Source organism: Acinetobacter sp. P1332 (genome assembly GCF_044057475.1).
GTDB classification, from domain to species: Bacteria; Pseudomonadota; Gammaproteobacteria; order Pseudomonadales; family Moraxellaceae; genus Acinetobacter; species Acinetobacter johnsonii.
Genome location: NZ_CP171157.1, coordinates 239154 through 252655 on the forward strand (window position 1 = coordinate 239154; position 13502 = coordinate 252655).

Below are 13502 nucleotides of genomic sequence, written 5' to 3' on the forward strand. Positions count from 1 at the left end.
GCAGATGGAGATTTAGCATGAAACATCTATTACATATAGTTTTGACTGCTATTTCCATCGCCTTAGCAGGCTTAATCTTTCTGATTTCTCATGAAGAAACAGTTTGGTTGAAGTGGGAGTGGGTCAAGTATCTAATCTCACTTTTACTTAGCCATGAAAATCTTAGATTTAGTGAAAAATTTATAACTGAGTCAATTACATATGTTGTCTATGTAATTTATCTGATAGCTTTGCTGTTTCTTTCATTTTTTTCGATTAAATTTAGTTTAAAGTATTTAGATCAGGATGTTATAGAGAGAAAAAAAGTAAAAGAATTTGAGCAGGCAAATGACTTTTATCTTCCAATTTATTTAGGTTATGCATTTGTTGCCATTAGTTTACCTACATTGAAGTCATTCATACTTTTCTTTGTATTAATGCTAATCGTCCTAGCTAGGACTCGATTTTTTTACTTTAATCCAATCTTTTTAGTATTGGGATATAAATTTTATTTTATAAAACATATAGATGATTCAAAAGTTTTGGTAATTTCTAAGAAAGAAATAAAAACTATTGATGAGCTTTTTGAAGATAGTAATGGTGATATGCGAAGTTATATTGCTCTTACAAAAGTGAACGAGTATACATTTTTAATTTTAGACTAAGGGGTGGTAATGAATTTTCTGTATTCACGTAATAATGCGAAGTTTCATGTCGTTTTGTCTGGTCAAAACTGTCCTAATTTTTATGCTGGTTTATTACCGACTACTTTAAATACTATTTCTTACACACCAACAGCGATAGCCCGAAATGGTGATTGGTTTAAAGTGGACTTAAACACGTTGACTGATGTAACAAACCCTATTCTAGAATTAGAAAGAAAAGTAAATACCTCATTGCCGACCATCAGTGCTGTTCAGTATAAAGATATTAAGTATTTAATTTTTAAGCGTCAGAGCGATGATTTTTACTATATCCAAAAAGTTTTGCCTAGCGCAAAAATTTATAGAAAGACTTTAAGTTTTTCAAATCAGCCTGAAGTGTTGGATAATCCTATTGTCGTTTTGACCGATTCTCCAGATGCAATTTTTGATAAAAATACGGGGCATTTATATTTTAAAAGCTTAAGTGCCATGAATAGTATTTTTAAAGGATTAAACACCCTTTATAGAGCAGCGACAACCGCAGAAGTAACACAATTTTTTCAATTGGGCAGTTTATTAGCTGTTGATCCCTCATACACTGAAGACAAAGTGGGGATTCCAAATCGTAAGAATATCGCTAAAGCATTAGATACTTACAATTCATATAGCCCTCAAGTTCAAAATAGCTTACATAGCTATATTCAAACCTTGGGCTTACCTACAGATGCAAATGGTAAATACACGATTACAGACGAAGAGTCCTTGAAGAATTTTGTATATGCCATCCAAGAGCGTTTCTACACAACACAGGCTTCCACAGAAAAGCGTTTAGCTCAGGCTTATGTTCCAGTTTAGTATATTTGTTTTTTCATAGCTTGCGAATTAACACTAAATTTCAGTGTAATAAAAAAGTGTAAATTTTTAAGCAATTTCTCATTGAATTTTTACAAAATACATTACATAATGATATAAGTTAATGAAATATATGTATTAATATTATTTTGGTGTGTATATCCATTTTAGACTATACAATAACTAAATATTGTATGAAGTGAAAAAGAACTTGATTTATATCAAGTTCTTTTTTTATGACTCGGAAAACTTTGTATTTAAAAAAGAACTTTATGGCATCAAAATGTTCAGCTAGTACGAGTCACATAGCATACTTTTCTTTTCTATAAAAAAGGACCTCTGATGAGATCCCTTTTTAAAAAGACGAAATGCTAATAAATTATGATAAAGATTGCTGAGGATGAACCATATTTTTGATCGATAGCACATCAGCCAAAATTTGATCAGACAATAGGTTTTCAGCTTTAATTAAAGCCAATACACTTTGACCAGTTTCATTCGCTTGTTTTGCAATACGAGTCGTTGTTTCATAACCCAAATATGGGTTGAGTGCAGTAATAATGCCGATTGAATTATCTACATTTGCCTGACAGTGTTCAGTATTGGCACGGATGTTTTCAATACATTTATGTTGGAACATTTGCATAGCTTTACTTAACAAATCGATCGATTCGAACAGTTTAAAAGCAATTAACGGCTCCATCGCATTGAGCTGTAACTGACCTGCTTCGGCCGCCAAAGTAATGGCCAAATCATTTGCAATCACTTGAAAACACACTAAATTCATTGCTTCTGGAATAACAGGGTTCACTTTGCCAGGCATAATTGAGCTGCCTGGTTGACGCGGTTCCAAATGGATTTCATTCAGACCAGTACGAGGGCCACTAGACAGCAAGCGCAGGTCATTGGCAATTTTTGAGAGTTTAGTCGCGGTACGTTTTAAGAAGCTCGATAATAAAACGAAATCCCCCATATCTGAGGTTGCTTCGATTAAATCAGGTGAACTGCTGATCTGCTTTTGCGTAATTTCAGACAATGCTGCGATGGCATATTCACGATACTTAACTTCGGTATTGATCCCTGTTCCAATTGCTGTTCCACCCAAATTTACAACACTTAAAGCAGACGGCATGATGTCATTAAGCTTGTTTAAATCATTTTGTAAGGTATTTGCAAATGCGCCAAATTCTTGACCTAAGGTCATTGGAACGGCATCTTGCAATTGGGTTCGGCCCATTTTTAAGATATGTGAAAACTCATCTGACTTGTTCTTAAAACTTTGAATTAAATTTTGAAACGGGCCGTTCAATTGCTCTATTGCAAAAATTAAACCTACTTTAATTGCCGTTGGATAAACATCATTGGTTGACTGAGACATATTAATATCATTATTTGGATGTAAATATTGATATTCGCCTTTTAAATGATCTAAATGTTCTAAGCCAATATTAGCCAGTACTTCATTGATATTCATATTGGTGGACGTTCCAGCACCACCTTGAATCATATCAATTGGAAATTGGTCATGATATTTATAATTAATAATTTGTTCACATGCATATTGAATGGCATTGTATTTATTTTCTTCAAGTTTATTGAGTTTAAAATTGGCTTCTGCGCATGCAGCTTTAACCATTGCAAGGGCATTAATAAAAACAGGGAATTGATTGAGTTTATTTGGGCTTAAATTAAAGTTCTCTAAAGCTCTTAAAGTTTGTACGCCATAATAGCAATGAGCAGGAATTTCTTTATATCCTAATAAATCCTTTTCAACGCGTGTGTTAATCTTAATGTTCATTTAAATAGACTCTAATCTCGAATAAATCAATATTAAAGTGCGAACGGTTTTTTTTCTAATGTAAAAATATATTACTACATGCATTTTTTGCATAATAGATTATAATTGATCAAAGGATGAGTGAAGAATGAGTTATGACTTTAGAAATTCGATGGATTGAAGATTTACTTGCGTTAGAGCAAGAAAAATCGATATCTCAAGCAGCAGCTCTACGACATGTCACGCAGTCTGCCTTTACGCGCAGAATTCAGAATATTGAAAACTCATTGGGTTTCCAAATTTTGAAAAGATATAGTAAAAATATTGATTTCACAGAAGCAGGGCAAGTTTTACTGGCTTCGGCAAAAAACATACAAAATCAACTAACTACAACAATAAAGTATTTAGAAAAGAATGTGAAACATGATGAGTTAACCGTCAAGTTTGCAGTGTCACACTCGCTCATTACCCAGTTTTTCCCCCGCTTTATTCAGGAGTTAGCGATGGATATGACGGACTTAAAATTGGAAATTATTGCCTCAAATTTCAAACAGGGGATGCGCTTATTAAAAGATGGCTCGTGTGATTTTTTAATCAGTTATTGTGATCAAAAAACATTAGAACAATTCGATCGTTCTTTGTTCGAATTTTATAAAATTGTTGAAATGGAAATCCTCCCTGTGACAGCCTTAGATCATGACGGGACTGCCAAATATTCACTCGATCAGTCTTTTCCTTTGTTGTCTTATAGTAAACAAGCATATTTAAGAAACTGTGTGGATGAAGCGATTGAAAATAAGTTGGATTATAGAACTTTATATGAGACGGATAATGCAGGTGATTTAAAAGAGTTGGTATTGCAAGGTTTAGGTGTGGCATGGCTGCCGAAATTATTGGTTGAAAGAGAGATTCAAGAAAATAAATTAAAAGTACTGGACGGTAAGCAGTACTATTTATTCCAAGATGTCTATCTGGTTAAGCGTGAAATGTCATTTTCAAATCGAATTGATTATATTTGGAATATTTTAATTCAGAAAAATAAATAATTGGATTTTATGGATTATTTTATTTAATCATTGTGAGATATATTTTAATAATAAATAAGGTGATTTTATGAATAGTAAATAAAGGACTTTACTTACTATTTAAAAATCACCTTTTATTTTCTCTATAAATAATTCTAACTGTTATCGGCCAATTGGTTTGCAGGAGGAAGGTTGTTCACCATGATGCCTTCTTGCTCCGTAAACTCATCTTTATTGCCCTCAGTGCGTGCAATCACGGCCGTTGCAATACTATTTCCAATCACATTGGTTGCCGTACGGCCCATATCTAAAAACTGATCAATCGCTAAAATTAATAGAATACCGGCTTCAGGAAGTTGGAACATAGCCAGAGTGGAGGCAATCACCACAATAGATGCTCGTGAAACACCTGCAATCCCTTTACTCGTAATCATGAGGGTAAAGAGTATGAGTGCTTGCTGGGAAAAACTTAAATCAATGTTGTAGGCTTGTGCAATAAATAACACAGCAAATGCCATATACATCATCGAGCCGTCGAGGTTGAAAGAATAACCTAAAGGGAGCACGAAACTGGTAATGCGTTTAGGCACACCGAATTTCTCCAAAGCTTCCATGGTTTTTGGATAAGCCGATTCGCTACTTGCGGTCGCAAATGCCAACATGGAGGGTTCACGCACGATTCGCATCAATTTAAAAATATCTTTTTTCAAGAAGATATAGCCGAAAGCAATCAGGAGAGTCCAAAGCAGCAGTAATCCTACATAGAACTGTCCAATGAAAATACTATAATCGATAATCAGCTTAGGGCCTTGGATGGTAATCGCGGAGGCAATGGCTGCAAAAACGGCGATAGGGGCAAATGCCATGACATAATCTGTAATTCGGAACATGACCTTGCAGAGTTCATCAATAATTTTACCAATGACGGTCACTTCACTTTGATGTTGCACATAGGCAAGTGCAGAACCAAAGAAAATTGAGAAAACCAAAATCTGTAATATCTCATTATTGGCCATGGCTTCAGCAAAACTACGCGGGAAAATATGCGTAATGAAGCTTTCTAAGCTCAGACTTGTCGCACTGACACCGATATCAACTGCTATTTGAGGAACGGTGAGATTCATTCCAGCGCCGGGCTGGAATAAATTGGCTAAGCCCATGCCCAGTAAAAGTGAAATAAATGATGCACCAATGAACCAACTCATGGCTTTTAAGGTAATTGATCCCAGAGATGAGGATTTTCCCATCGAGAGCAGACCAGAAACGATTGTTGCAAACACTAAGGGTGCAATAATCATTTTAATTAATCTTAAGAATACATTGGTCACAATTTTAAAATAGGCTGCAAGTTCTGTGGTTTGTGCAGTCGTTAAAGTGCTATGAAAAGCCCAACCAATCAGTATTCCTGAGATCATGGCAATCAGAATATATTTCAGTAGTTTCTTCTGCTTCATACTTATCGTTCCTTCTTTAATCTTCTTTTCATCAACTTTTGGCCTGATGTAGCAAGGCATTGATGACATTCCATGTTGATCAATTTATAGAGGCATTGCTTTAGGTATTGAGTGCTAAATCATCGATTGGGGATTTAACTGTGGCAAGTGTTACTTTTTTTAAAAAAACGACAATGCAATTTTTAATTCAGTTATGCAAAAAATGCATTAGATGATTCTTTAGTTTTATTTGATATAGGTGAGCTGTTTTTAATATAACGACCGAATGTTTGTTTTTTTAATTCTGATTGGTGATAGGAAAGATATTAAATTTCTTGATTCTGTGAGGAAGAGCCAAGGTCAGAAAGAGGAGCCAAAGTTAATAAATACAAGAACTCAAAACCAAGCTTGCACTCTTAATTTTCCCACAGACAAAACCATTGAATTGCCTGTTTTATCTAATATTTTAATAATCATCCCATGACTTTAAGTTGCTGATTTAAAAAGATAATTAAAATAAAGATGTAGCGTGTTGATGACGTTGATTGAGCAATATCATGACTTTTCACAACTCACGCACAAGGGCTTAATGTTTTCATTCTTTCCTTTCGTACATCCACAAAAATTATCCACGCATAATTCATTGTTAAAGTGACAGAATTTCTAAACATGAATTTAGTTCACTTTGGTGTGAGATTAAATCATTTTTATTCATGTGATCATTCAGGTATAAATTAAACCACGCTCTTAACGATAGATCATATTCATCGTTGCTTCTTAGCCTGATGCTCAGAAAAATCTGAGAAGGTTGGAAAGACGATTTGCTAGAAAGATCCAAAAAGAAAATTGGACCCTCTAGAAAGAGCATGAAAGAAATTCAGTTTTATCGCAGAAATATAGGGTAACAGATCGCCATGAGTACAGAGTTTGCATGTTCAATTAAACGCATTCGTTTTGATGAAAACTATCAACCAGCAGATAACACACGTCTAACGACGAACTTTGCTAACTTGGCGCGTGGTGAAAGCCGTGAGCAGAACCTACGTAATACACTTCGTATGATTAACAATCGTTTCAATGCCTTAGCACAAACAGATAACCCGAATGGTGATCGTTATTCGCTTGAAATCGATATTATTTCTGCAAATTTAGACATTGAGGGAAATGGTCAAACTTTCCCAATCATTGAAATGCTGAAAAGCACGATTAATGATCATTATACCCATCAACGTATTGAAGGCATGATTGGCAATAGCTTCTCGTCTTATGTACGTGACTACGATTTTAGCGTGGTGCTGAAAGAACATAATAAAGAGAATTCGACGTCGTATGCGCCTGAAGGTTTTGGTGATCTACATGGCAAACTGTATCAATACTTGGTGAACTCAGAGACTTTTAAAGCAGAGTTTAATCAACAGCCTGTGATTTGTTTGAGTGTTTCAACAGCGAAGAAGTATCACCGTACTACCAATGAGCATCCTGTGTTAGGCGTTGAGTATAAACAAGATGAATATTCACGTACCGATGAGTATTTCCATAAAATGGGCTTACAGGTTCGCTTCTTTATGCCGAAAGGGAGCGCTGCACCTTTAGCATTCTATTTTGCGGGTGATTTACTGCGTGATTACACCGATCTTGAATTGATCAGTGTGATTAGCACCATGGAAACTTTCCAAAAGATTTATCGCCCTGAAATTTATAATGCAAATTCATCAGCAGCTCAAGTCTATCAAGCCAGCCTAGAGTACCCAGATTACTCATTAACGCGAATCGTCTATGACCGCGTTGAACGTGGTCAGCTCGCGGTCAAGCAAGGTAAATGGACAGAAGAAAACTTTATCAAGCCGTATCAAGACATCCTTGAAAAATGGGCTGCGAATTACACCGTAAACAGCAACGCTGCTTAATTTACCTGAAACAGAATATTGAAATAGAGATTTAAAATGGCCATTTTATTACCAACATCAACTGCGGGCAGTTTACCGAAACCTTCTTGGCTTGCTGAGCCTGAGAAACTTTGGTCACCTTGGAAACTCGAAGGTGAGGCATTACTCGAAGCGAAACAAGATGCTTTACGTTTGTCATTGCAAGAACAACTCCATGCAGGCATTGATATCGTTAGTGATGGCGAACAAACCCGCCAACATTTTGTGACGACGTTTATTGAACATCTGGATGGCGTTGATTTTGAGAAACGCGAAACGGTGCGTATCCGTAATCGTTATGATGCGAGTGTGCCGTCTGTAGTCGGTGCAGTAAGCCGTCAAAAGCCTGTTTTTATTGAAGATGCTAAGTTTTTACGTAGCCAAACAAATCAGCCGATCAAGTGGGCATTACCTGGCCCGATGACCATGATTGATACGCTGTATGATGGTCACTATAAAAGCCGTGAAAAACTGGCTTGGGAATTTGCCAAGATCCTGAATCAAGAAGCACGTGAGTTAGAAGCTGCGGGCGTGGATATCATTCAGTTCGATGAACCTGCATTTAATGTGTTCTTTGATGAAGTGAATGACTGGGGTGTTGCAACGCTTGAACGAGCACTTGAAGGTCTGAAATGTGAAACTGCGGTTCATATTTGCTATGGCTACGGCATTAAAGCCAATACCGATTGGAAAAAGACCTTGGGTTCAGAGTGGCGTCAATACGAAGAAGCATTCCCTAAACTGCAACAATCTAAAGTTGATATCATCTCACTCGAATGTCAAAACTCGCGTGTACCAATGGATCTGATTGAACTGATTCGCGGTAAAAAAGTCATGGTCGGTGCGATTGATGTTGCAACCAACACCGTTGAAACACCAGAAGAAGTTGCGAATACACTACGTAAGGCGCTTCAGTTTGTCGATGCAGATAAACTCTATCCTTCGACCAACTGTGGCATGGCACCTTTAGCACGTGAAGTGGCACGTGGTAAGCTGAATGCGTTAAGCGCAGGTGCAGAAATTATTCGTAAAGAACTTTCGGCTTCATACGCAGCAAGCGCGTGATGTGAGAGGGCTATCTATTTGATCAGAAATGGGTAGCTCGTATTCCATTTAAAAGCATGTGTCCGTTCTACTGAGGAATAAAATGATGATTGAAGCAACAGACTTTAGAGATGCAATGTCTTTGTTAACCAGTGCCGTGAGTGTCGTAACTACGGCAGGCATGGCTGATCGTCATGGATTCACAGCATCTGCCGTATGCAGTGTGACGGATACACCACCGACATTATTGGTCTGTATGAATAAAGCATCGCGTTCACATGCACATTTTGTCGACAATAAAATTTTATCGGTGAATGTGTTAGGTGCACAACATCAGCATATTTCGAATGTCTTTGCATCTAAAATGACGTCTGAAGAGCGTTTCAAACATGGTGTGTGGACAGAGCTAGAAACGGGCGCACCTGTTTTAAAGGATGCTTTGGTCAATTTTGATTGTGAAATTGAGGATATTCAAGAAGTGGGAACACATACGGTTTTTATGTGCCGTATTGTTGCGATTCAACAAAGCCAACATGAGCAAAGTTTGGTTTATTTTAATCGTGCTTATCATCAGGTGGGGCTGACCGAAACGGCTTAATTTCACTTTTTATTGAACATCAAAGCTTTGAAAGGCCCTTCCAAATCATAGATTTTCCACTGCTTGACTCTAGATTTGACTGTATTAGCTCGATTTGAAAAATGGAAAGGTTTTCATTTAGACCACAAGATGGTGAAAATCGGGCAACAGTGTCGGGAAATAATGAATCTAAAAATCCGATAAAAATAATAAAAACTTACTGTTTTACCAATTTTTGGTTTGTGCGTATTCTTGCTTCATCACTTAAGCACTCTCACAAATCTTTTGAGGACGAATACATGAGTTTAATCAATACTGAAGTTAAGGCGTTTAATGCAACAGCTTACCAAAATGGTGAATTCATTGAGTTGTCTGAGCAAAACTTGAAAGGCACATGGTCTGTCGTATTTTTCTATCCTGCTGATTTCACCTTTGTGTGTCCAACAGAATTGGGCGACTTAGCCGATCACTATGCTGAGTTTAAAAAACTCGGTGTGGAAATTTACGGCGTATCGACCGATACCCACTTTACCCATAAAGCATGGCACGACACTTCAGATGTGATTGGTAAAATTCAGTATCCCTTGATTGGCGATCCAACTTGGACTTTGTCTAAAAACTTTGATGTGCTGATTGAAACAGAAGGTCTAGCAGACCGTGGTACTTTTGTGATTGATCCTGAAGGTAAAATCCAAATTATTGAAATTAATGCCGGCGGTATTGGTCGCGATGCGTCTGAACTATTACGCAAAGTGAAAGCAGCACAATATGTGCATGCGCACCCAGGCGAAGTATGTCCTGCAAAATGGAAAGAAGGTGAAGCAACGCTTGCGCCGTCAATCGACTTGGTTGGTAAAATCTAAGTCAACCTCGATGGTTGCATTGTGCTAAGTCATGAGCATGATACCTGTAAAAAATCAGCCCAAGTGGCTGATTTTTTTATGTGAGTTCTTTTCGGTTCTAGAGATGGTAACCCTTGCTGGTGCTGGCAAAGTCTCTTAAACCTTGGATCAAATACTCAATCAGTTTCTCCATGACCAAACGTTGTCCTTTACGTGAAGCATAGACCAACTGTACGCTTCCAATATTGGAACACCAGTCGGGCAAAATTGAACTAGGCGACCTGAAGCAATATCTGCCTCTACCGTTAAGTAAGGCAGGTTGGCAATGCCGAGTCCATCCACAGTCAAAATAATAATAGTCGTCAAATGAATGCATGATGGATTCAAGCCTGTATTGATTTGTGACAGAAAGCAGTCTGCGATGGATGATCTGATACTGTTTGATTTCTAACGATTGCACACGACAAAAAGCGATCCTACGATCGCTTTTACTGAGGTCTGATTATTTTTGAGCAGTATTTTTGCTATAGCTTTGAATCGGGTTTTTATAGTCTGGAATATGCGCTGCAAAGAGTGAACCGAGGCCTTCAATATCATTAAGCCAGTCGCGGTGTAATTCACATGCGGCACCAAACCATGACATCAACTGCGCATCTGCCTGATATATACGATCCCATACTGCATCACGTGTGATGGGATTAATTGTCCTATTTTTGTGATTCTGTGTACTAGTGCAGCGCTATAAGAGGGCTGAGGAAAAGGGTAGTATAGATTGCATATTCATCCTATCGAGATAGGCGCTCCAAGATGAAAAAAGTAATTGGTGTTTATCGTAATCAAGACATGCATTGGGTGGGTGATGGTTTTCCTGTCAAAAACCTCTTTTCATATGACCGCTTAGGACAAGCAATTAGTCCGTTTCTACTTTTGGACTATGCGGCACCTTACAAATTTGATCCAACCACATCGCAACGTGGTGTGGGTTCACACCCGCATCGTGGCTTTGAAACAGTCACCATCGCCTATAGTGGTGAAGTGACGCACAAAGACTCTAGCGGCGGCGGTGGTACCATCAATACTGGCGATGTACAGTGGATGACTGCGGGTTCAGGTGTGGTACATGAAGAGTTTCATTCCCCAGCCTTTGCTGAGCATGGTGGTCTGTTTGAAATGGTACAACTTTGGGTGAATTTGCCAGCCAAAGATAAAATGACCACACCGCGTTATCAAGCCTTGACCGTGGCGGATATCCCGCGCATCGAAATGGATGATAATGCTGGACACATACGCGTGATTGCGGGGGAGTTTGGTGGTCATCATGGCCCTGCTCAAACGTATAGTCCCGTCAATGTTTGGGATGGTGAATTAAAAGCAGAGTACGAAACTTTTATCCATGTGCCTATCACGCATAACACGATTGTGGTGGTGCTCAGTGGTGAAGTGTTGATTAATGGCACGCAAAAAGTGGTGGATAGTTCCATTGTGATGTTTGCTCAAGATGGCGAATCTGCAATTCAACTACAAGCGCTGCAAGACACTAAGTTCTTGGTGTTGACTGGTGAACCACTAAATGAGCCAATTCAAGGTTATGGTCCATTTGTGATGAATAGCAAAGCGGAAATTGTGCAAGCTTTTGACGATTTTAATCGTGGCAAGTTTGGTGAAATCCCCGTTGCTGTGGTGGACTAAAATCTTGTCGCTAAAAAGAAGAAATCCCTACTCGGTCAAGGGTAGGGATTTTTTAGGCGCTGTAGTCTTCTTGTTTTGCATAGTTGGTCATGAATTATTATGTGATGTAATTATCTTTTTTATGCGAGGCGCATATTAGCGCTTTTTCGCTAGTTTGTAAAACAGATGTTATAAAAATAGTTAATTTATATACTTTGTTTTTAAAGGGTTTATCTTTTTATTTAAAATAAAATGCATAAAAAACCTGTGTTTATTTAAGTGGCTTTTTAGTGTAATGAAATGTAATTTAAGCAAATATCGTCCTACCAGTGCGGCACATGAAAAAATGTGATTCTGGTATTTTTTAATAGCCCTATTTTTTCGACATTGGGTCATAATTTCAGTCAATATAAGTCAGACTGACGGATCATAATTTTGGATATTGCAGTTATTGGTAGCGGCATGGCCGGTCTTGCTACCGCAAGAATTCTAAAGGATGCTGGGCATAATATTACTATTTTCGAAGCACTGACTGGGCGAGGGATGGATAGCCACAGTACAGAGTTTGAAGGTGGTCTGATTGATGCTCCGTTACGTGTCATGAACCCACACTTATGGAAAAACACCTTAAGTCTTGCGACTTATTTAGGCATCAAAACGTATCCAGTACGCACCTACATGGCATGTAGTTGGTTGTTTGAAGACCGTACAGAAACATGGTTAACCACTACCCGTAGCCGCATTGGCAATTTCCCAATTATCAATAACCGTAAAGGCCTACAGCAGTATGGATGGCGTTTGGTTAAAGGTATGTTGCAGCTTAAAACCGCGATTGCTAAATTCTTCAAATCTAAAGATCAAGACATTACTTTGGCTGAATTTATCAACCAGCATGACATTGAAGAAGTATTTTGGCATGGCGCAGTCATGCCTGTGCTCTACACCATCTGTACCTGTAATCCAAAAACCATTGGCGAATGGCCAGCGAAACCGCTGTTGATCTTTTTACGTCAGTTGACGGATGGCGATGCTTTATTGCGTATACAAGGGGGAACACCTGCCTTGGTCGATAAATTGATTGAAAACATCAATATCCAAAGCGGATCGGCTATTAGCAAAGTCACTGAACAAGGTGACAAGGTTTTGGTTGAAAATAATAAGGGCGAACAGCAACTGTTTGACCGTGTGGTGGTGGCAACGCCAACCACAAAAATTGAAGAGTTTTTAGATCCTGTTCAGTTTGCAGATGATATTGCGCTGTTAAAGCAGTTTCGTTTTGAGCAAGGTCAGCTGGTGATCCATACTGATCCTTCCGTGATGCCGCCTAAGCGTAAAGACTGGTCGGTGCTGAGCTATATGATGGACCGTAAGTTTATCCGTCAACAGTTCACGGTTTGGCTCAATTCAGTCGAACCGAGTCTGGTTGGTAAAAATGCCGTGTTTCAAACGTGGCAGCCTGTGACCGAGATTGACCCGAAAAAAGTAATTTCAACTGTAACTTTGACCCGTGCGGTGGTGGACTCGCAAACGGTGGCTTTGAATAAAGAGTTACAACAACGCCATAAGAGTGCTAACCGAAAAGTCTTCTTCTGTGGTTCATGGTCGTGCGATGGTCTGCCTATCTTAGAGTCTGCCGTCACTTCAGCAATGCATATTGCAGAAATTTTCGGTGCGCCATTGCCGTTTGTTGGATTAAAACCTAAAGTTGAGGTTGCCCCACAACTCGGCTACTAAAG

Annotated in this window: 11 protein-coding genes and 2 pseudogenes; 9 read left to right on the forward strand and 4 right to left on the reverse strand. The window is 38.4% G+C overall.

The window, feature by feature from the left end:
• Positions 1 to 17 precede the first annotated feature (17 nt).
• Positions 18 to 644 carry a hypothetical protein gene (locus ACFN7Z_RS01025; RefSeq protein ID WP_058951574.1) on the forward strand — a complete coding sequence of 209 codons (627 nt, stop codon included), beginning with the start codon at positions 18 to 20 and terminating at the stop codon, positions 642 to 644.
• Between the two features lie 9 nt (positions 645 to 653).
• Positions 654 to 1478, forward strand: coding sequence for a hypothetical protein (locus tag ACFN7Z_RS01030; RefSeq protein WP_058951575.1), 825 nt, complete (start codon positions 654 to 656; stop codon positions 1476 to 1478).
• Between the two features lie 376 nt (positions 1479 to 1854).
• On the opposite strand, the gene ACFN7Z_RS01035 is transcribed toward ACFN7Z_RS01030, so the two are convergent.
• On the reverse strand, positions 1855 to 3273 hold the full coding sequence (locus ACFN7Z_RS01035) for an aspartate ammonia-lyase (protein WP_058951576.1): 1419 nt from the start codon (positions 3271 to 3273) through the stop codon (positions 1855 to 1857).
• A gap of 134 nt (positions 3274 to 3407) precedes the next feature.
• Here ACFN7Z_RS01035 and ACFN7Z_RS01040 point away from each other — a divergent pair, with 134 nt between their 5' ends.
• Positions 3408 to 4298: a LysR substrate-binding domain-containing protein gene (locus ACFN7Z_RS01040; protein ID WP_058951577.1), complete on the forward strand. Its 891-nt coding sequence runs from the start codon at positions 3408 to 3410 to the stop codon at positions 4296 to 4298.
• A 134-nt stretch (positions 4299 to 4432) separates the two neighbouring features.
• On the opposite strand, the gene ACFN7Z_RS01045 is transcribed toward ACFN7Z_RS01040, so the two are convergent.
• Positions 4433 to 5731 (reverse strand): dicarboxylate/amino acid:cation symporter, encoded by a 1299-nt coding sequence (locus ACFN7Z_RS01045; RefSeq protein ID WP_395442421.1) that lies wholly within the window; start codon positions 5729 to 5731, stop codon positions 4433 to 4435.
• Positions 5732 to 6624: 893 nt separating this feature from the next.
• Here ACFN7Z_RS01045 and ACFN7Z_RS01050 point away from each other — a divergent pair.
• From ACFN7Z_RS01050 to ahpC, 4 genes are all read left to right on the forward strand, one after another.
• Entirely contained in the window at positions 6625 to 7617 is a 993-nt protein-coding gene (locus tag ACFN7Z_RS01050) for a DUF1852 domain-containing protein (RefSeq protein ID WP_058951580.1), read from the forward strand.
• A gap of 36 nt (positions 7618 to 7653) precedes the next feature.
• Positions 7654 to 8700, forward strand: a complete 1047-nt coding sequence (locus ACFN7Z_RS01055; RefSeq protein WP_058951581.1) for a methionine synthase — start codon at positions 7654 to 7656, stop codon at positions 8698 to 8700.
• A gap of 85 nt (positions 8701 to 8785) precedes the next feature.
• Positions 8786 to 9277 (forward strand): flavin reductase, encoded by a 492-nt coding sequence (locus ACFN7Z_RS01060; RefSeq protein ID WP_058951582.1) that lies wholly within the window; start codon positions 8786 to 8788, stop codon positions 9275 to 9277.
• Between the two features lie 278 nt (positions 9278 to 9555).
• Complete coding sequence (ahpC, locus tag ACFN7Z_RS01065; RefSeq protein WP_004691631.1) at positions 9556 to 10119, forward strand: alkyl hydroperoxide reductase subunit C; 564 nt, start codon at positions 9556 to 9558, stop codon at positions 10117 to 10119.
• 97 nt (positions 10120 to 10216) lie between these two features.
• Here the strand turns inward: ahpC and ACFN7Z_RS01070 are convergent.
• A pseudogene (locus ACFN7Z_RS01070) lies at positions 10217 to 10437 on the reverse strand (LysR substrate-binding domain-containing protein); the annotation flags it as partial.
• Between the two features lie 163 nt (positions 10438 to 10600).
• A pseudogene (locus ACFN7Z_RS01075) lies at positions 10601 to 10804 on the reverse strand (hydrolase); the annotation flags it as partial.
• 101 nt (positions 10805 to 10905) lie between these two features.
• Here ACFN7Z_RS01075 and ACFN7Z_RS01080 point away from each other — a divergent pair.
• Entirely contained in the window at positions 10906 to 11787 is an 882-nt protein-coding gene (locus ACFN7Z_RS01080; protein ID WP_058951583.1) for a pirin family protein, read from the forward strand.
• 414 nt (positions 11788 to 12201) lie between these two features.
• Positions 12202 to 13500 (forward strand): FAD-dependent oxidoreductase, encoded by a 1299-nt coding sequence (locus ACFN7Z_RS01085; RefSeq protein WP_178928517.1) that lies wholly within the window; start codon positions 12202 to 12204, stop codon positions 13498 to 13500.
• Positions 13501 to 13502 lie beyond the last annotated feature (2 nt).

Bases quoted from the DNA above. Each gene is read 5' to 3' on its own strand.
- ACFN7Z_RS01025 (WP_058951574.1), top strand. From the start codon at position 18: ATGAAACATCTATTACATATAGTTTTGACTGCTATTTCCATCGCCTTA.
- ACFN7Z_RS01030 (WP_058951575.1), top strand. From the start codon at position 654: ATGAATTTTCTGTATTCACGTAATAATGCGAAGTTTCATGTCGTTTTG.
- ACFN7Z_RS01035 (WP_058951576.1), bottom strand. From the start codon at position 3,273: ATGAACATTAAGATTAACACACGCGTTGAAAAGGATTTATTAGGATAT.
- ACFN7Z_RS01040 (WP_058951577.1), top strand. From the start codon at position 3,408: ATGACTTTAGAAATTCGATGGATTGAAGATTTACTTGCGTTAGAGCAA.
- ACFN7Z_RS01045 (WP_395442421.1), bottom strand. From the start codon at position 5,731: ATGAAGCAGAAGAAACTACTGAAATATATTCTGATTGCCATGATCTCA.
- ACFN7Z_RS01050 (WP_058951580.1), top strand. From the start codon at position 6,625: ATGAGTACAGAGTTTGCATGTTCAATTAAACGCATTCGTTTTGATGAA.
- ACFN7Z_RS01055 (WP_058951581.1), top strand. From the start codon at position 7,654: ATGGCCATTTTATTACCAACATCAACTGCGGGCAGTTTACCGAAACCT.
- ACFN7Z_RS01060 (WP_058951582.1), top strand. From the start codon at position 8,786: ATGATTGAAGCAACAGACTTTAGAGATGCAATGTCTTTGTTAACCAGT.
- ahpC (WP_004691631.1), top strand. From the start codon at position 9,556: ATGAGTTTAATCAATACTGAAGTTAAGGCGTTTAATGCAACAGCTTAC.
- ACFN7Z_RS01080 (WP_058951583.1), top strand. From the start codon at position 10,906: ATGAAAAAAGTAATTGGTGTTTATCGTAATCAAGACATGCATTGGGTG.